The sequence below is a fragment of the Arsenophonus endosymbiont of Aphis craccivora genome, from assembly GCF_013460135.1.
Lineage (GTDB): Bacteria > Pseudomonadota > Gammaproteobacteria > Enterobacterales > Enterobacteriaceae > Arsenophonus > Arsenophonus nilaparvatae.
The window spans coordinates 542,770-561,333 of the sequence record NZ_CP038155.1 but is presented as its reverse complement, the minus strand read 5'-3'; the positions used below and the strand labels follow the sequence as shown (position 1 = coordinate 561,333).

The 18,564-nt window shown below is 38.0% G+C and carries 14 protein-coding genes and 2 pseudogenes; 10 read left to right on the top strand and 6 right to left on the bottom strand.

Annotation, left to right across the window (positions count from 1 at the left end; genetic code table 11):
* Positions 1 to 37: 37 nt before the first annotated feature.
* From ispG to der, 5 genes are all read left to right on the top strand, one after another.
* Positions 38 to 1,159, top strand: a complete 1,122-nt coding sequence (ispG, locus tag E3U36_RS03055; RefSeq protein ID WP_180817056.1) for a flavodoxin-dependent (E)-4-hydroxy-3-methylbut-2-enyl-diphosphate synthase — start codon at positions 38 to 40, stop codon at positions 1,157 to 1,159.
* Positions 1,160 to 1,271: 112 nt separating this feature from the next.
* Positions 1,272 to 2,549, top strand: a complete 1,278-nt coding sequence (gene hisS, locus E3U36_RS03050) for a histidine--tRNA ligase (RefSeq protein ID WP_180817055.1) — start codon at positions 1,272 to 1,274, stop codon at positions 2,547 to 2,549.
* Positions 2,550 to 2,559: 10 nt separating this feature from the next.
* Positions 2,560 to 3,180, top strand: coding sequence for a YfgM family protein (locus E3U36_RS03045; RefSeq protein WP_180817054.1), 621 nt, complete (start codon positions 2,560 to 2,562; stop codon positions 3,178 to 3,180).
* Between the two features lie 13 nt (positions 3,181 to 3,193).
* Positions 3,194 to 4,372, top strand: coding sequence for an outer membrane protein assembly factor BamB (bamB, locus tag E3U36_RS03040; RefSeq protein ID WP_180817053.1), 1,179 nt, complete (start codon positions 3,194 to 3,196; stop codon positions 4,370 to 4,372).
* A gap of 127 nt (positions 4,373 to 4,499) precedes the next feature.
* On the top strand, positions 4,500 to 5,981 hold the full coding sequence (der, locus tag E3U36_RS03035; protein ID WP_180817052.1) for a ribosome biogenesis GTPase Der: 1,482 nt from the start codon (positions 4,500 to 4,502) through the stop codon (positions 5,979 to 5,981).
* A gap of 41 nt (positions 5,982 to 6,022) precedes the next feature.
* On the opposite strand, the gene hemF is transcribed toward der, so the two are convergent.
* Entirely contained in the window at positions 6,023 to 6,931 is a 909-nt protein-coding gene (gene hemF, locus E3U36_RS03030) for an oxygen-dependent coproporphyrinogen oxidase (protein WP_180817051.1), read from the bottom strand.
* Between the two features lie 647 nt (positions 6,932 to 7,578).
* Here hemF and E3U36_RS03025 point away from each other — a divergent pair.
* The 3 genes and pseudogenes from E3U36_RS03025 to cysM all read left to right on the top strand — a co-directional run bounded on the left by E3U36_RS03025 (position 7,579) and on the right by cysM (position 9,969).
* Positions 7,579 to 7,976: pseudogene (locus tag E3U36_RS03025) on the top strand (GNAT family acetyltransferase).
* A gap of 330 nt (positions 7,977 to 8,306) precedes the next feature.
* A complete protein-coding gene (locus tag E3U36_RS03020; RefSeq protein ID WP_180817050.1) occupies positions 8,307 to 8,912 on the top strand; it encodes an RpoE-regulated lipoprotein in 606 nt (201 codons plus the stop codon).
* Positions 8,913 to 9,088: 176 nt separating this feature from the next.
* Positions 9,089 to 9,969, top strand: a pseudogene (cysM, locus tag E3U36_RS03015) (cysteine synthase CysM).
* Between the two features lie 114 nt (positions 9,970 to 10,083).
* Here cysM and crr read toward each other — a convergent pair.
* The 5 genes from crr to cysZ form a co-directional block, all read right to left on the bottom strand.
* On the bottom strand, positions 10,084 to 10,593 hold the full coding sequence (crr, locus tag E3U36_RS03010) for a PTS glucose transporter subunit IIA (protein WP_180817049.1): 510 nt from the start codon (positions 10,591 to 10,593) through the stop codon (positions 10,084 to 10,086).
* A gap of 54 nt (positions 10,594 to 10,647) precedes the next feature.
* Complete coding sequence (gene ptsI, locus E3U36_RS03005; RefSeq protein ID WP_180817048.1) at positions 10,648 to 12,375, bottom strand: phosphoenolpyruvate-protein phosphotransferase PtsI; 1,728 nt, start codon at positions 12,373 to 12,375, stop codon at positions 10,648 to 10,650.
* A 140-nt stretch (positions 12,376 to 12,515) separates the two neighbouring features.
* The gene (gene ptsH, locus E3U36_RS03000) at positions 12,516 to 12,773 is read right to left on the bottom strand and encodes a phosphocarrier protein Hpr (RefSeq protein ID WP_032114730.1); all 258 of its coding nucleotides are present in this window, start codon (positions 12,771 to 12,773) and stop codon (positions 12,516 to 12,518) included.
* Between the two features lie 364 nt (positions 12,774 to 13,137).
* Complete coding sequence (cysK, locus tag E3U36_RS02995) at positions 13,138 to 14,115, bottom strand: cysteine synthase A (protein ID WP_180817510.1); 978 nt, start codon at positions 14,113 to 14,115, stop codon at positions 13,138 to 13,140.
* A gap of 364 nt (positions 14,116 to 14,479) precedes the next feature.
* Positions 14,480 to 15,205 (bottom strand): sulfate transporter CysZ, encoded by a 726-nt coding sequence (gene cysZ, locus E3U36_RS02990; RefSeq protein ID WP_180817047.1) that lies wholly within the window; start codon positions 15,203 to 15,205, stop codon positions 14,480 to 14,482.
* Between the two features lie 221 nt (positions 15,206 to 15,426).
* On the opposite strand from cysZ, the gene zipA reads away from it, so the two are divergent.
* Positions 15,427 to 16,371 carry a cell division protein ZipA gene (gene zipA, locus E3U36_RS02985; protein ID WP_180817509.1) on the top strand — a complete coding sequence of 315 codons (945 nt, stop codon included), beginning with the start codon at positions 15,427 to 15,429 and terminating at the stop codon, positions 16,369 to 16,371.
* 66 nt (positions 16,372 to 16,437) lie between these two features.
* A complete protein-coding gene (ligA, locus tag E3U36_RS02980) occupies positions 16,438 to 18,450 on the top strand; it encodes an NAD-dependent DNA ligase LigA (RefSeq protein ID WP_180817046.1) in 2,013 nt (670 codons plus the stop codon).
* The last annotated feature ends 114 nt before the right edge of the window (positions 18,451 to 18,564 follow it).

Sequence of the window (18,564 nt, the reverse complement as noted above, 5' to 3'; positions counted from 1 at the left end):
CGCAACTTATTAAACATGGATGTTGAAGGAGAGTAATATGCATAATCAATCACCGATAAAAAGGCGTAAATCAATGCGCATTTATGTAGGAAATGTTCCCGTTGGTGATGGTGCCCCCATTACAGTACAATCTATGACAAATACCCGGACAACGGATGTTGAAGCGACAGTTAAACAGATTAAATCTTTAGAACGAGTAGGCGTTGATATTGTGCGTGTTTCTGTGCCTACAATGGATGCAGCAGAAGCGTTTAAACTTATTAAGCAACAAGTTAATGTTCCTGTGATTGCTGATATCCATTTTGATTATCGTATTGCACTCAAAGTAGCTGAATATGGTGTAGATTGTTTACGTATCAATCCAGGTAATATTGGTAATGAAGAGCGTATTCGTCAGGTTGTTGACTGTGCACGTGATAAAAATATTCCTATTCGGATCGGCGTTAATGGTGGTTCATTAGAAAAAGATATTCAAGAAAAATATGGGGAACCCACGCCAGCAGCGTTAGTTGAATCTGCTATGCGACATGTGGATATATTAGATAGATTGAATTTTGATCAGTTTAAAATTAGCGTTAAAGCTTCAGATGTTTTTTTGGCTGTAGGCGCATACTGTTTACTAGCTGATAAAATTAATCAACCGTTACATTTAGGTATTACCGAAGCGGGTGGAGCGCGAGCAGGTTCGGTGAAATCTGCTATCGGATTGGGAATGTTATTGTCTGAGGGGATTGGTGATACATTACGGATTTCATTAGCTGCTGATCCTGTTGAAGAAGTTAAAGTTGGTTTTGATATTTTGAAATCTCTGCGTATTCGCTCGCGAGGTATTAATTTTATTGCTTGTCCAACCTGCTCACGTCAAGAGTTTGATGTCATTGGTACCGTTAATGCATTAGAAGAACGGTTAGAAGATATTATTACTCCGATGGCCGTTTCAATTATTGGTTGTGTTGTTAATGGTCCTGGTGAAGCCAAGGTTTCTACCCTTGGCGTCACAGGGGCAAGAGCAAAGAGCGGATTTTATGAAGACGGCGTTCGTCAAAAAGAACGTTTAGACAATGTTGATATGATCGATCAGTTGGAAGCTAAAATTCGGGCAAAGGCCGTTATGTTGAATGAAAATCGGCGGATTGATATTGAACAATTAGATAAATAATTTAATCATATTGGCTCATAAAATAATGAGCCGATTTTGTTTATGGATTGCACCCTGTTAATATTCACTTTTATAATCCATATTATGATAGATTTTTAAATAGAGAAATAACGTGGCTAAAAACATTCAATCTATTCGCGGTATGAATGACTGTCTTCCTGCCGATATTCAATTCTGGCAAAAAATTGAAAGCACATTAAAACAAATCCTTGCTAGTTATGGTTTTAGTGAGATTCGAACTCCCATCGTAGAGCAAACCTCATTATTTTCTCGCGCAATAGGTGAGGTCACTGATGTGGTTGAGAAAGAGATGTATACCTTTGATGACCGGGATGGTGACAGCTTAACACTGCGTCCAGAGAATACAGCTGGTTGTGTACGCGCTGGGATCGAACATGGTTTATTGTATAATCAGCAACAACGTTTCTGGTATTTAGGCCCGATGTTTCGTTATGAGCGGCCACAGAAAGGGCGTTATCGCCAATTCCATCAGTTAGGTGCAGAAGTTTTTGGTTTAGCCGGGCCCGATGTTGATGCCGAACTTATCATGATGACAGCACGTTGGTGGCGTGAGTTGGGGATCGCTAACCATGTTTCACTGGAATTAAACTCGATTGGTTCATTAGCGGCGCGCGCAAAATATCGTCAGGCATTAGTCACTTTTTTGCAACAGTATGAAGATAAATTGGATGAAGATTGCCGACGTCGACTGTCGACTAATCCGTTACGTATCCTTGATTCAAAAAATCCTGACGTGCAAAAACTGCTTAATGATGCGCCATTACTTGCTGATTATCTTGACGATGACTCGAAACAACATTTTACTGGACTTTGTAAATTACTTGATGCAGCAGGCGTTCAATATCGAATTAATCAACGTTTAGTTCGTGGTTTAGATTATTATAATCGTACTGTATTTGAGTGGGTTACTGATGCATTAGGTGCGCAGGGTACGGTATTCGCCGGCGGTCGCTATGATGGTCTGGTCGAGCAGCTCGGCGGGCGGGCGACCACCGCGGTAGGTTTTGCGATGGGAATGGAGCGCATGGTGTTATTGGTGCAACAGCTTAATCCAGGTTTTGTTGCTGACTGTACCTTAGTTGATGTTTATTTGGTTGCTTGTGGTGAGGCAAGTCAACAGGCAATATTAGTCCTGGCGGAAAAAATTCGCGATAAATTGCCAGCTTTGAAATTAATGACTCATCATGGTGGAGGTAACTTTAAAAAACAGTTAGCTCGCGCAGATAAACATCAGGCGAAAATTGCCCTAATTTTAGGTGAAGATGAGTGTCAATCGGATGAAGTCACAATAAAAGATTTGCGTACCGGCGAACAGGAAAAAATTTCTCAGCAGAATGTTGCTGTACGTTTGGTTGAACTTTTAGTTTAAAGGAGACTCTGTGGAAGTCTATACCACTGAAAACGAGCAGGTAGATGCTATTAAACGCTTTTTTGTTAACAATGGCAAAGCGTTAGTAATTGGGTTAGCTGTCGGATTTGGCGCGATTATTGGTTGGAATTATTGGCAATCACATCAGGCAAATCGTTTGCAAGAAAGTGCTCAAGCCTTTGAACAAATGTCATCTCAATTGCAGACAGGTTCAAAACAAGCACTGGCTGCTGGCGAACAATTTGCTAATGAAACAAACAATATTTATGGTGTATTGACCAATATTGAACTTGCCAAAATTGCGGTGGAAAAGAGTGATATTGCTGGTGCAGAAAAAGCATTACTAAAGGCATTAGCAGTAGCAAAATTAGATGATGTTAAAGATTTGATCAATGTCAGATTGGCACGCGTACAGTTAACTTTGAACAAGACAGATCAAGCACTGATTACTTTGACTCAAGTACAGGATAAAGGATGGAGTACGATTGTTGAAGATATTCGTGGCGATATATTATTGAAAAAAGGTGATGTTGCTGGCGCCCGTGCAGCTTATTCTAAAGTAATTGAATCAAGTGGAGCTGAAATGATGAAGACAATATTAAAAATAAAAATTAATAGCTTGCCAAACTAAGAGGAATATTAACATGCAATTGGCTAGAACGCTCTTGGTTGGTTTGTTGGCAATGACTTTATTAATGGGATGCTCAACGGAAAAAGATTCTATCGTAATGTCTCCTTTACCTGAGGTTGACAATCAATTTACCCCTGCTATCATCTGGCATCGCTCGATAGGGGATGGTAGTGGAAAATATTATTCTAAACTTTCAACGGCTTACGATGATTCTGTTGTTTATGCAGCCGATCGTAAAGGAACGGTGAAAGCAATGGATGTTGATTCAAGTGAGATACTATGGTCAATTGATGTATCAGAACATGTTGGTTTTTTCACGGCTAATTTGCCGGCCTTACTTTCCAGCGGATTAACGGTTTCAGGAGATAAGCTTTATATAGGGACAGAAACTGGCAAAGTTATCGCATTGAATCAAGCCGATGGAGAAATGGCATGGGAAACAGATGTTGCCGGAGAAGCACTTTCGCAGCCAGTAGTGAGTGACGGTTTGGTATTGATCCATACCAGTAACGGTGTGTTACAAGCGTTAGATGCACAGACTGGACAAAGTAAATGGAGTATTAATTTAGACACCTCGACATTATCAGTAAGAGGAAAGTCAGCGCCAGCTACTGCTTATGGCGTCGCGATTGTTGGTAGTGATGGTGGTCGTATTAGTGCCATAATGCTTGCTCAAGGGCAGATTGCCTGGCAACAATATATTTCTCAAATCCGTGGCGCAACGGAAATTGATCGTTTGCACGATGTTAATATGACGCCGGTTATTGATACTAATTCAGGCGCTATCTTTGCTATTGCGTATAATGGTGATTTAGTTGCAATGGATATGCGCTCTAGCCAAATTATCTGGAAGCGTGATCTAGGCACGGTGAATGATATTATTGTCACCAATGATATTATCTACTTCGTGGATCAAAATGATCGTGTGCTGGCCATTCGTAAAAATGATGGTGTCTCTTTATGGACACAAGATGCTTTATTACATCGCAATTTGACCGCACCGGCTATTTATGATGGTTATTTAGTAGTTGGCGATGGTGAAGGTTATCTTCATTGGTTAGATACCCAAGATGGTCAATTTGTGGCACAAAATAAAGTTGATAGTTCTGGCTTACGCAGCCGTCCGATTATTGCCAGTGATAAATTACTTATTCAGGCAAAAGATGGAACGGTATATCTGATTGAACGTTAATTGCCTGACATTTTCTTATTTTCCAGATAGAATTAACGGCTGCTGATTTCCGCAGCCGTTTTATTTTTTAGTATTCTGAAGATTGGAATCAGAATACCGATTTGAATTTTTATGAGGCATCTTAAAAATGATACCTGTCATTGCGCTAGTAGGGCGTCCAAATGTAGGAAAATCTACCTTATTTAACCGATTAACTCGAACTAGGGATGCGCTGGTTGCTGATTTTCCTGGTTTAACCCGTGACCGAAAATACGGCACAGCAGAGTTTTCAGGACAGGAATTCATTATTATTGATACCGGTGGTATCGATGGTTCAGAAGAGGGTATAGAAACCCATATGGCTTCTCAATCCTTACTAGCGATTGAAGAAGCTGATATTGTTTTTTTTATGGTTGATGCTCGTTCAGGATTGATGCCGGCAGATTATGAGATTGCGAAACATTTGCGCAGTCGCAAAAAGGATAGTTCCCTGGTCGCAAATAAAACTGATGGTTTGGATATCGATACAGTTTTAGGTGATTTTTATGCACTTGGGATCAAGGATATCTATCCCATTGCCGCATCTCATGGACGTGGTGTTACTCAACTGATTGAAAAAGTGGTTTCTCCCTATTCGCCGCAAAAATCAGCCAATGATATTGAATTGTCGCCAGAGGAGGCTAATGCAGCTTATTGGCTTGCTCAGGAAGAGAAAGAGGCGCTTGATAATAGTGAAGAAGAAGCCTTTGATCCGCGTTCACTACCGATTAAGTTAGCGATTGTTGGTCGGCCAAATGTTGGTAAATCAACCTTAACTAACCGTATTTTAGGCGAGGATCGAGTAGTTGTTTATGATATGCCAGGTACAACGCGGGATAGCATTTATATTCCGATGGAACGGGATGGATGTGAATATATACTGATTGATACAGCTGGTGTGCGTAAGCGCGGAAAAATAACTGAAACGGTCGAAAAATTTTCGGTGATCAAAACGTTGCAATCAATTGAAGATGCTAATGTTGTTTTACTGGTTATTGATGCCAGAGAGGGTATTTCTGATCAAGACTTATCATTATTAGGTTTTATTTTGAATGCAGGGCGTTCTCTGGTGATTGTAGTCAATAAGTGGGATGGCATGTCGCAAGAGGATCGTCAATCGGTTAAAGATATGCTGGATTTGCGATTAGGTTTTATTGATTTCGCTAAAGTGCATTTTATTTCAGCGTTGCATGGTAGTGGTGTTGGTAATTTATTTGAGTCTATCCATGAAGCTTATGAATCGGCAACACGGCGAGTAAGTACAGCCTTATTAACACGTATTATGAAGATGGCAGAAGAAGAACATCAGCCACCCCTGATACGAGGTCGCAGAGTGAAAATGAAATATGCTCATGCCTGCGGTTATAATCCACCGATTGTGGTCATCCATGGCAATCAAGTTGCTGAATTACCCGATTCTTACAAACGTTATTTAATGAACTATTTTCGTCGCACATTACAGGTTATGGGAACACCGATTCGTATTCAATTTAAAGAAGGCGCTAATCCTTATGCCGGCAAGAAAAATAAATTGACACCAACGCAGCTACGTAAGCGTAAACGTCTAATTGCCCATCTTAAAAAACGTTAATAACAAATTGCACACTTAAAAAATAAGTGTGCTACTAATATTTATACCCACTCTTTTTCGATTAAAAAATGATTATAAAGTTTTTCTTCATCTGAATTGGACTCAGGATGATAGTTATATTCCCAGCGTGCTAGTGGTGGTAAGGACATTAAAATTGATTCTGTTCTACCGCCAGTCTGCAGCCCGAACAGGGTTCCACGATCGCATACCAGATTAAATTCTGCATAACGTCCTCGGCGGTATAATTGAAATTGGCGCTCGCGTTCACTCCAAGCGGTCTGTTTTCTTTTTTCAACAATAGGTAAATATGCCTTAAGAAAACCATTGCCAATATCCTGAGTAAAGTGAAAGCAGGTAGTAAAATCGGGTTGGTTTAAATCGTCAAAGAAAAGGCCGCCAACCCCGCGTGGCTCATTGCGATGTTTGATAAAAAAATAGCGATCACACCATTTTTTATAGTTGGGATAAATTTCTTTTCCATAAGGTAAACATAGAGACTGCGCAATCTTGTGCCAGTGTATAATATCTTCTTCAAAGCCATAATAGGGAGTTAAATCAAATCCACCACCAAACCACCATACTGATGGTTCACCTGGTTTTTCTGCAATGAAAAAACGGACATTAGCATGGGCTGTTGGAATATAAGGATTGAGTGGATGAGTAACTAAAGAAACTCCCATTGCTTGATAGCGACGACCTACCAGTATTGGACGATTTTCTGTGGCAGAAGCAGGTAAATGCTCACCACTTATATGGGAAAAATTGACTCCTACTTGCTCAAAAATCGTTCCGTTTTTTAATATACGGCTACGACCGCCACCTTTTTGTTTATGTTCCCAGTTATGTTGGGCAAATTTTGCGGTGTTATCGATATGTTCAAATTGCTGACAGAGCTTATCTTGCAAAGTGAGAAGAAATGCCTTCACTGCATTAATATCAGGTATATTCATAACATTGCTTTTGATTATTATTAGAGTAGTAGATTAGCGGTTAATTATACACTCAATACGGTCTGAATACATTTTGTTATTGATTGGATCTGTTAGTATTGCAATAACGATAGCAAAATATTAAGCATGACTGCCTATAAATATTAATAGTAGAGTTATGCATGTATCAGTGAATCAAGTAAGCTAATTATAGTCTATTCAAAAACTGTCGTTGTTGGCGGTTTAAGTCTATGGTTAATACTATAATTGTCGGTTAGTAAAGTTAACCACAACCCAATTTCGGCTAAAAAGCAGAAGTATTTATCTATTCTCTTATTGTCAGAATGGAATGGATTTAATATAAAATGAATTTTATCCAATAAACTTCTTACATTATTTAGTGTTGGTATTATTATTTTAGTACATTTTAATTATTTGCTATTGAAAAGCCAAGTAGAGCGGTGTTAAATAAACAGAATAATAAATTTACGTAATAACAATATGATTTTATTGTAAATAAATTAAATTATGTAAAAGTGAAATAATGATTCATGGAGTATAAAATCAACATTTTCGGCGCTATCTTATTCATTTTATTTTGCTACCATCATTCTTGTTTAGATAATAAGAATGCCAATCTTTATTCTTCACTAAGTAGGTAAAAAAATATGGAAATAAGAACATTTCAACAAGATGATTTCGAAGAAATTATCACATTATGGGGGCTTTGTCCGCTAATTCAAACAGATAGAGATCCTGAAGCAGATATCGAGCGTAAAATGTTATCGGGGGCAGATCTTTTTTTAGTTGCTGAAATGGCAGGTGAAGTTGTTGGTACCATCATGGGAGGATACGATGGTTATCAAGGATCTGCTTATTATTTAGCGGTGCACCCTGAATACCGTGGTAGAGGGATTGCCAATGCATTAATTAGTCGTTTAGAAAAAAATTAATTGCTAAAGGTTGCCCACAAATTATGTTTTTAGTACCTGAAGAGAATGACGCTACCATCTGTATGTGTGAGAAAATGGCTTACGAAGAGTTACAACAGGAAAATATTTTATAAACTCAACGATTAATTGATGATCAAGCGTTTGAGTGATTAATGCAATTAATTTGATGATACCAATATTTATCTTTTTTGATATAAAATTTTATTAATTTATTTTTTGTGAAAATTTTTTATCGGTATTAGTGGATTATTTTTAAACTATCAGATTAATAAAAGTTAATTTCATCTTTATTTGGAAAAAACTTGTTTTACTTACTTTTTTGTAGATTATTAACTTGTATTCTATCACGCTGCTAATTTCACACATTATAAACAAATTTTAAATAAAATTATTAATATTTTTACTTTTTTATTATATTGTAAATTAATTTTAAGGGGTTTTTTATGCCACAACTTTTTGGCAACAGCCGATTATTTTGTTTAAAAGTGTCATTTGCAACAAGTCTATTATCACTAACCGGATGTAGCAGTATTTCATGGTCAAGTTTATATCCAATGAATTGGTTTGCCAGTTCAGTTAAAATTTCCGCTACCGGAGTTGGTCAGATTAATAAAATGACCCCGATGGAAGAGCAGATTATTGCAGCAGCGTTAAATAACCGATACCATTTTCGCTCTGGAATGCAAATTGAGCAGGGGCAATTAATGTCTCTTTTCCAAGGTATAAATAATTTTCAAGAAAAGATAGTTATTTATGGTGTTGAGAATGGGGAAGTTAAGCGAATCGAAATCGTGGATGAAGATATTAAAACAGTATGGGATACAAAAATAGGAACACTATTCTCGCAAATCTATCAAAACGCAGTGCAAGGTAGTTGTTACCCTGATTCAAAGCAAACCAATATGTTAACTATCAATTGTGTTTCTCCTCAATCTAGCCATGTTACTTATCGTTTTACTGGCAAATGGAGTGGTCCCAAAAATCTAGTGCCATCAAATGATGTTTTAGCTAATTGGAAAGTAAGTGGTATTATTTGGTCTGCACAATAATGATTTAATTTAGTAATAAATTATATCAAGGTATGACATAAAAATTGAATTGTTTAAATCCTTTAATCAAAGTTGCATATTATAACTTTGTTGCAAGGATTATCAGCTATTTTTGTTGTTTATGTTGCTATTAGCGTTGTTTTATTCTTTATAATAAAAATAATTAGGTAAATAATGTGGATTATTTGGAAAAATTTATTGGTAATACGCCACTAGTTAAGCTAAAAAGATTGACTAAAAATAGGGATGCTGAAATTTGGGTAAAACTAGAGAGTAATAATCCTGCCGGTTCAGTCAAAGATAGAGCTGCCCTTTTTATGATCCAGCAAACAGAAAAACGAGGTCAAATTACACCTGGTGATACTTTAATTGAAGCAACTAGTGGTAATACAGGGATCGCATTGGCAATGATAGCCACCATAAAGGGATATAAACTAAAATTATTAATGCCGGAAAATATGAGTGTTGAACGTCAGTCAGTGATGCGAGCTTATGGTGCTGCAATAGTTTTGGTTAGTGAAGCGGAAGGGATGGAAGTGGCTCGTGATCGTGAATTAGAGATCAATCTCGAAATGAAGGTAAAGTGCTTGATCAATTTAATAATTTTGATAATCCATTAGCCCATTTTATGACGACAGGCCCTGAAATTTGGCGTCAGACAGCAGGGCGCATCACGCATTTTGTCTCAAGTATGGGGACAACTGGGACAATTACCGGTGTCAGACAATATTTAAAATCTAAATCAAATAAAATAGAAATTATCGGTTTGCAACCAGCAGAAAATAGCTATATTCCAGGGGTTCGGCGCTGGTCTCAAGATTATATTCCAAGTATATTCAGATCTGCACAAGTTGATAGAATATTGGATATCACTCAGATAGAAGCAGAACAAATGATGAAGAGCCTAGCAATAGATGAAGGTATCTTTTGTGGTGTTAGTTCAGGAGGCGCTGTGGCAGGGGCATTACGCGTTGCTAAACAGAACCCCGGGGCAGTTATTGTGACTATTATTTGTGACCGAGGGGATCGTTATCTTTCCACCGGATTATTTAATTGAATTAAATAATATCAAAGATAAATAGTTGTTTATAGTAAACAATCATTGTTATTAAATAGCGAAATAGGGAAGAAGTTCCCTTCATTAATAATTAATGAAGGGAAGAATGGTAGTTTATTTTTTGATCTGCATAATAACGGTTTCACCTACAACAACAGAGCCACTAAATTTAGTTAGTTCTTTTATTTCATCCATATTAGAAATGACTACAGGTGTTAATGTCGATTTTGCTTTTTCTTCTAATAGAGGAAGATCAAGTTCAAGCACTAAATCTCCTTTTTGTACTTTTTGTCCTTCCTCTGCTATGCGGGTGAATCCTTCACCCTTTAATTCAACTGTATCAATACCGCAATGGACAAATAACTCAATACCATTATCTGATTCGATAGAAAATGCATGGTTCGTTTCAAATATTTTACCAATAGTTCCATCAACTGGAGCAACAATTTTGTTACCAGTAGGCTTGATAGCAATGCCATCACCAACAATTTTCTCGGCAAAAACAACATCTGGAACATCTTCTATATTAACAACTTCACCTGAAATTGGCGAAATAATATCAATATTGCCAGTGCTATTTTTATCATCTGAAACCAGTGATTTGAGTTTGTCAAACAGACCCATGGATCTTCTCCTAATTAATTGTTTTCTTATGGGGTCAAGAGTTGGTTGATGATTTTAGCAAAGTGTTTTTTCTTTAATAAATGTTTCAACCAAATCCATCAATTCCTTCGCTGTCGGTTGATTAAGAGCTTGTTCTGCTAATGTTTTTGCATCTTTGAAATTTGCATTTCGGATAATTTTTTTAATAGTTGGGATTGAGATTGCACTCATACTAAATTCATCTAATCCCATACCAAGTAATAATAGTGTAGCACGTTCATCACCAGCAAGCTCACCACACATACCTGTCCATTTTCCTTCTGCATGAGAAGCATCAATAACTTGTTTAATAAGTTTTAACACTGAAGGAGACAGTGGATTATAAAGGTGAGAAATCAGATCATTTCCGCGATCAACCGCTAAGGTATACTGTGTTAGATCGTTGGTTCCGATGCTAAAAAAATCGACTTCTTTTGCTAAATGATGCGCAATAACCGCAGCTGCTGGTGTTTCAATCATAATCCCAACTTCAATCGACTGATCGAAAGCGTGCTTTTCTTCGGTTAATTGCTGTTTAAGTATAGCTAGCTCTTCTTTTAAGGTGCGAATTTCTTCCACAGAAATGATCATGGGAAACATAATACGTAGATGGCCGAAGGCAGAGGCTCTTAAAATAGCACGTAATTGAGCGTGTAGGATTTCTTTGCGATCAAGGGAAATACGAATTGCTCGCCAACCAAGAAAAGGATTTTCTTCTTTCGGTAGGTTCATATAGGGAAGATCTTTATCCCCACCAATATCCATGGTACGAATAATAATAGCCTGTGGCCCCATAGCTTCTGCAACCGCTTTATAAGCTTGAAATTGTTCTTCTTCGCTAGGTAAATTATTGCGATCCATAAACAGAAATTCAGTACGGTACAGACCCACACCTTCAGCACCATTACGCTCAGCACCTTCTACATCACGTACAGTACCAATATTTGCGCAACCTTCAACTTGATGACCATCTAAAGTTATTGCGGGCAAATATTTCAATTTTGCGAGCTCACTTTTTTCACGTAAATACTCATCTTTAATTTGTTTAAGCTTGTCAATCTCACTATCAGATGGATTTTGATAAATATGATTATTGAGAGCATCTAAAACAAGATAATCGTTTGGTTGGATGTTCTTCGTTGCATTGCTTGTGCCAACAATAGCAGGAATTTCCAGCGATCTGGCCATAATTGAAGTATGAGAAGTGCGTCCGCCTATATCAGTAATAAAGCCAAGCACTTTCTTCAATTTTAATTGTGCGGTTTCAGACGGGGTAAGATCTGCCGCAACCAAAATGACTTCTTCTGTAATTGAACCAAGCTCAACAATAGGCAACCCTAAAATATTTTTTAGCAGGCGTTTACCAATATCTCTGACGTCAGCGGCACGTTCCTTGAGGTATTCGTCATTCAATTCTTCTAATGCTGTGGCTTGTTCTTCAATCACTTTTTGGGCTGCAGCATCCGCAGTTTTGTGCTCTTTTTTGATGAAAGAAAAAATTTCCTGCTCAAGTTCTTCATCTTCAAGCAGCATTATATGACCTTCAAATATTTCCGCTTTTTCTTCACCAAGATTTTTTTCTGCGGTTTTTTTTATCGTTTTTAATTGTGCTATTGCTTTTTCGCGTCCAGCAATAAAACGGTTAATTTCACTGTCAATTTGGTCGTCAGAAATTTTCTTTTGATTGACAACAATTGGCGCTTCTTTAAGAATTAATGCCTTGCCGAAGGCGATACCTGGTGATACTGAAATTCCTGAAATCATAAATGTTACCTTACTACCAATGGGCGAAAAAGAGCTAGCTCATAGGACTGGCTTTGATACTTATGGTTAAATAGATATCCCCAGATAAAGATACCCAGGGATAAAAAATAGAAAATAAATGTTATATTGCCCGTATGTCATTACTCCAATTCGGCCATTAGTTTAACTAGATGTTCTACTGCTTTCTGCTCATCTTCACCTTCAGCAGAAATAGTGACAACAGTTCCTTGAGTCAGGCCGAGTGTTTGTAGTTTAAATAAACTTTTAGCGCTCGCAGATTTGCCGTTATAGGAAAGTGTAATTTCAGAAGAAAAACTTTTTGCCTCTTTGACAAACTGAGCAGCCGGGCGAGTGTGAAGACCATTAGGTGCTGTGATGGTGACTTCTTGTTGGAACATATTTTTTCCCTCAACAAACTTAATATTTTTTATTAGTAAATCCAAAATATTTTAGCTGAAATAATCTGGATTTGCGTATTACTTTTCAGTGATAATAAAAGAAAAACGTTTTTTTCCATTATCAAACATAAATTTTATGTATATCGACATTATAGAGCCAGACATGTTAATTTGCCTAGTTTATGCCCTATTTGTAAATTTTCACTGCTTATTTTTTGATTAATTTCGATTGTCGAAATAATTAATGACTTAAATACTAAACTCGTTTCAAGAAATCATCTTAATACACACTAAACTTTGATCTACGACACAAAAAAAGCACTTTTAAAGCGCTTTTTTAGCTAATTGTGCGCAAAAATAGTCATTAGCTTGCATTGGCAGCAGAAAATAAATCTGTACTCAAATAAAGTTCACCGGAAGAAGGTAAAATAACCACAATATTCTTATTTTGAAATGCCGGTTTTGCCGCTAATTTTACCGCTGCGGCAACTGCAGCGCCTGACGATATACCGGCTAAAATACCTTCTTTTTGCATAATTAGCCGAGCGGTTTGTATCGCTTCGTCATCACTAATAGCAAACACATCATCAATAAGAGCAAGATCCAGGTTATCATGGATAAAACTAGCACCTATGCCTTGGATTTTATGTGGACCAGGTTTTATTTCTAGGCCAGCTAATGTCTGGCTTATTACTGGCGATGCGGCTGGCTCGACAGCAATCATTTTAATGGCTTCACCGCCTGCTTTCTTTTTTAGATAACGGCCGATGCCAGTAATTGTACCACCGGTACCAACTCCAGCCAAGACAGCTGCTATCTCACCATCAGTATCTTGCCAAATTTCAGGTCCAGTGGTTTTTTGGTGAATTTCAGGATTGGCTGGATTATTAAATTGTTGCAAAAGAAGATAACGATCCAGAGCAGTGGCAACAATTTCGATGGCTTTTTCAATGGCGCCCTTCATGCCCTTAGCACCTTCAGTTAGGACTAAATTAGCGCCAAGCGCTTTTAATAATTTACGCCGCTCAAGGCTCATAGTTTCAGGCATGGTCAAGGTAAGCTTATATCCACGCGCAGCGGCAACGTAAGCCAGGGCAATTCCGGTATTGCCACTGGTCGGCTCGATTAAAGTTTTATTGGTTGTCAATTTGTCTAGTTTAGGGGTTAACAGACCTTTTTTTTCTGCGTCCCAAATCATATTGGCACCAATGCGGCATTTTACGCTAAAACTGGGGTTACGTGATTCGATTTTTGCTAACAAATTTCCGTTACCAAAGTGTTTCAAACGAACTAATGGAGTATGACCAATAGTTAGCGAGTTATCTTCAAAGATGTTGCTAATCGATCGTCCTTACTATTTTTCAGAAGCTATAAACATGCTCAAATATAGTACTAATCACCATACGCTAAGCGAATTATTTTGGAAATAAAAATTTATCCTATCGTTATATCGCACAGGTGTTTATCGTCGCTTTGATTAATTTTTACTAACTGATATAACGGGATATTTGGTGGTAACTAATAACTATTTTTTAGTAAATTAAGCTTAATTTTTATGTTGACTGCGGATACTAACATCAAATATGCCACAATCATTTATTTTGATTATTATTACTATCTGAGATAGCTGAAGTTAGGGTAAGAAATTTTAGCTAACTTCAGCGTTTGAGTTAATGACGGTTATGTTTCAGACGGTAGAGATCAACTCACATTGCTGTTTCACCGCAGATTGCGACGGGCATGATAACCAAATTGATAATAGGGATCATCGTCAGCAAATTGACTATTGCACCAAACTGGATACTGGTTGTTCGATTATTGGCAAGTGCCAACTTCATTTGATCAAATTTTACTTTATGGTTATCAAAAGGATAATGACAATATTGAATTGCCATCATCCAAGCACCAAATAAAAACCATAAAATTGGTGCGATTGTCTGAGCAATACCGGGAATGAAAAACAGGATCAGCAACGGAATAACACGAATAAGGTAGTAACATAATTTTGTTACTTCCCGCGCTAAGATCCGCGGTATGTCGGCGATAAGTACCGCAAAACTGGTATCTGGAGCGGGAGTTCCTGTTAATTCGGCTTCCAATTTTTCAGCTAACCAGCCATTAAAAGGAGAAGCAATAAAATTGGCGATAGTACTAAAGAAGTAGCCAAATATAAGTAAAATAGAGATCATCGCAATAGGCCATATTAGATAACTTAACCACTGCATCCAACTGGGAACATAAGAAAGTAATGTTTGGATCCAATCGCCTAATTTGCTATAAAGCCACCAAAAGGCACTACCGAGTAAAATAATATTTGCTAATAAGGGTAAGATAACAAAACGTCTTATACCTGGACGAGTAACTAGCTGCCATCCCTGAGCAAAATAATAGAAACCATTCGCAGTTTTTAGTGATTTTATTGAATTAATCATACTTCATATTATCTCCTTTAGGTTTGATCTTGTATCATATAGATATGATTTTTAGCTGGCTAGTCTTTTGTTGGCTAAAAAAACAGCGAAAAAAGAATAAATATCTAACTTTTTGTAAGAAAATTATGTAGAGGGTTGCACTTAACGTTATTGGCAAATACTCTTAATATAATGATACCGCCATGGTGGCGATTATTTTTTCAAACAACAGAGATAGAGCGATGCAGGATTTGCGTCTAATATTAGTGGTCGTTGGTGCGATAGCTATAATAGCTTTACTGTTACATGGCTTTTGGACAGGTGGTAAAGAGCGTTCGAAGCTATTTAAAGATCGCCCTATGAAGCGCCGTAAACAACATAGTCAGGATACACCTGAGAGTGCAGGCGATCCATCCCTTGGCGATAAAATGATGGAGGCACAACAATCAGCATCTAAATTGACTAGTCAGAAGGCAAATGAACAATTTGCTTCCCGAAAATCTGAATCATCTAAGGTAGTGAAAACACCTAACGATGATCCACATCTAGCTGATACTGAAGTAGAAATTGGATCTCGTGCTAAGCAAGAAAAGAGCGTTCAGACTAAACAGCTTGAACTTGAGATTTCTGAGCCTGCGCTAAATTCAATTAATAGTGAAGAAAGGGAAGACGCTTTCGTAGCAAACACAGCAGAAAGCAGCCAACAGGCTGTTGGTGGAGTTGAACATCCTGATGGTGAAAAACAACAAAATAACTTAGCTGATGAAGCTGATAAAAAGGATATTGTTGTTGTTTTACATGTTGCGGCACTGCAAGGTCAAGTTTTAGGCGGTGATCTGTTGTTACAAAGTATTTTTCAATCGGGTTTTCAGTTTGGTGAAAGGCAGATCTTTCATCGTCATGTTGATCCTTCTGGTTCTGGGCAGATTTTATTTAGCTTAGCCAATATGGTGAAACCCGGTTCTTTTGAGCTAGAGGCCATGTCTGATTTCACCACTCAGGGTATATCTATATTTATGATGGTACCTTCATATGGTGACTCAGCACAAAACTTCAAATTGATGTTGCAAGCAGCACAACGTATTGCGGCTGATGTCGGTGGTGTCGTGCTTGATGAGGATCGCAAAATGCTGACACCCCAAATGATAGAGGAATATCATAGCCGAATTAGAAAAGCATTAACTTAAATATTAGATGATTAGTAATCAACCCCCGTGATAGCGGGGGTTTTGTCTTTAGTTGTATGGTGAATAATGAAAGAACAACAAAATTATCTCGTTCGGCTTAAACAGCAATTACGGCATCATGAATATCTTTATCATGTATTAGATACGCCTGAAATACCCGATGCAGAATATGATCGGATGATGCAGGAATTGAAAAAATTGGAGGCTGAGCATTCAGAATGGATTACTGCTGATTCGCCAACACAACGGGTTGGTGCTGCGCCATTAACGGCTTTTGAGCAGGTACGCCATGAAATACCGATGCTGTCATTAGATAACGTTTTTGATGAAGAGAGTTATTTAGCCTTTGATAAACGAGCACATGATCGTTTAAAAAATAATAGCCAGTTGACATTTTGTTGTGAACTTAAATTAGATGGTTTGGCGGTTAGCCTGTTATATGAACATGGCGAACTGGTGCAGGCTGCGACGCGTGGTGATGGTACAACAGGCGAAAATATTACGGCTAATATTCGTACCATTCGAGCAATTCCGCTCCGTTTGACCGGCGATAATATTCCTGCGCATATTGAAATTCGTGGTGAAGTTTTTATGACTCATCGCGGTTTTGAAAAACTGAATGAGGAAGCTCGGCGTAATGATGGTAAAATTTTTGCCAATCCACGTAATGCCGCAGCAGGCTCATTACGTCAGCTTGATCCTCGTATTACTGCCAAAAGGCCATTAGCCTTTTTTTGTTATGGTTTCGGCTTGTTAGCGGGCGGACAATTGCCGGCTAGCCAATATCAATGTCTAATGCAGTTTAAAAAATGGGACTTACCTGTTAGTGATAAGGTAGCGCTTTGCCAAAATAGCCAACAAGTTTTAGCCTATTACCATCAAATTGAGCAAGAGCGTTTAGGCTTAGGTTTTGATATCGATGGTGTCGTTGTTAAAGTGGATCCGTTGTCGCTGCAAGAAGCGCTTGGTTTTGTTGCTCGAGCTCCTCGTTGGGCAACGGCATTTAAATTTCCCGCTCAAGAACAGATAACTTTATTGCATGATGTTGAATTTCAAGTAGGACGTACCGGTGCTATTACACCGGTTGCCCGATTAGAGCCTGTTCAGGTTGCAGGGGTCACGGTAAGCAATGCAACATTGCACAATGCTGATGAGATAGAACGTTTAGGTATACGCATTGGGGATACCGTCGTTATTCGCAGAGCTGGTGATGTGATACCGCAGATTGTTAATGTGCTCACTGAAAGACGTTCTACTGATAGCAGAGAAATTCGGTTTCCTATTCACTGCCCGGTTTGTGGTTCAGCCATTGAACGTATCGAAGGTGAGGCTGTGATCCGTTGTACTGGTGGTTTAATTTGTGCCGCACAACGTAAGGGGGCCTTGAAGCACTTTGTTTCGCGCCGAGCAATGGATATTGAGGGCATGGGTGATAAGATTATTGATCAATTGGTTGATAAAGAGTATGTAAAGACAGCGGCCGATCTTTACCGTTTAAATCCTGATATTTTAGCCAGATTAGAGCGTATGGGGCCAAAATCTGCGCAAAATCTAATTAATGCGCTTGAGAAATCCAAACAAACCACATTAGCTCGCTTTATTTATGCGTTGGGTATTCGGGAAGTTGGCGAAGCAACGGCTGGCAATTTGGCGACACATTATGCGACGTTAACTTCACTCATGTCAGCAGATATAGAGTCGCTAAAAACCGTACCCAATGTTGGCGAGGTAGTAGCAAAGCATATTATTAATTTTTTTCACGAACAACATAATCGCGATGTTGTTAATAAGTTAGTGAATGAAATTGGTATTAGCTGGCCAGCTATACCAGTTAAGAAAACCAATAGTTCATTTACCGGTAAAACACTAGTTTTAACCGGTACATTAAACCGTTTAACGCGTGATGAGCTTAAAGACAAGTTAATATTACTTTGCGCAAAAGTCACTGCCAGTGTTTCTAAAAAAACCGATCTGGTGATCGCAGGTGAAGCTGCTGGTTCTAAATTGGCAAAAGCAAATGAGTTAGGAATAAAAATTATTAATGAGGATGAATTAATGGAGTTACTACAAGAACATTAATCTTTTATGGCTTTTCGAGGTAGTAATTCGCAGGATGTTGACTGCTTTGATTTCGTAATCTTTTTATTCATCATCAATTAGCTATAAGCAAGTTAAATCACTAAATTACCCACT

What these genes read in the sequence shown, in the direction of transcription:
- zipA (WP_180817509.1), top strand. Translation starts at nt 15,427, where the DNA reads ATGCAGGATTTGCGTCTAATATTAGTGGTCGTTGGTGCGATAGCTATA.
- crr (WP_180817049.1), bottom strand. Translation starts at nt 10,593, where the DNA reads ATGGGTCTGTTTGACAAACTCAAATCACTGGTTTCAGATGATAAAAAT.
- E3U36_RS03020 (WP_180817050.1), top strand. Translation starts at nt 8,307, where the DNA reads ATGCCACAACTTTTTGGCAACAGCCGATTATTTTGTTTAAAAGTGTCA.
- bamB (WP_180817053.1), top strand. Translation starts at nt 3,194, where the DNA reads ATGCAATTGGCTAGAACGCTCTTGGTTGGTTTGTTGGCAATGACTTTA.
- der (WP_180817052.1), top strand. Translation starts at nt 4,500, where the DNA reads ATGATACCTGTCATTGCGCTAGTAGGGCGTCCAAATGTAGGAAAATCT.
- ptsI (WP_180817048.1), bottom strand. Translation starts at nt 12,375, where the DNA reads ATGATTTCAGGAATTTCAGTATCACCAGGTATCGCCTTCGGCAAGGCA.
- cysZ (WP_180817047.1), bottom strand. Translation starts at nt 15,205, where the DNA reads ATGATTAATTCAATAAAATCACTAAAAACTGCGAATGGTTTCTATTAT.
- hemF (WP_180817051.1), bottom strand. Translation starts at nt 6,931, where the DNA reads ATGAATATACCTGATATTAATGCAGTGAAGGCATTTCTTCTCACTTTG.
- ispG (WP_180817056.1), top strand. Translation starts at nt 38, where the DNA reads ATGCATAATCAATCACCGATAAAAAGGCGTAAATCAATGCGCATTTAT.
- ligA (WP_180817046.1), top strand. Translation starts at nt 16,438, where the DNA reads ATGAAAGAACAACAAAATTATCTCGTTCGGCTTAAACAGCAATTACGG.
- ptsH (WP_032114730.1), bottom strand. Translation starts at nt 12,773, where the DNA reads ATGTTCCAACAAGAAGTCACCATCACAGCACCTAATGGTCTTCACACT.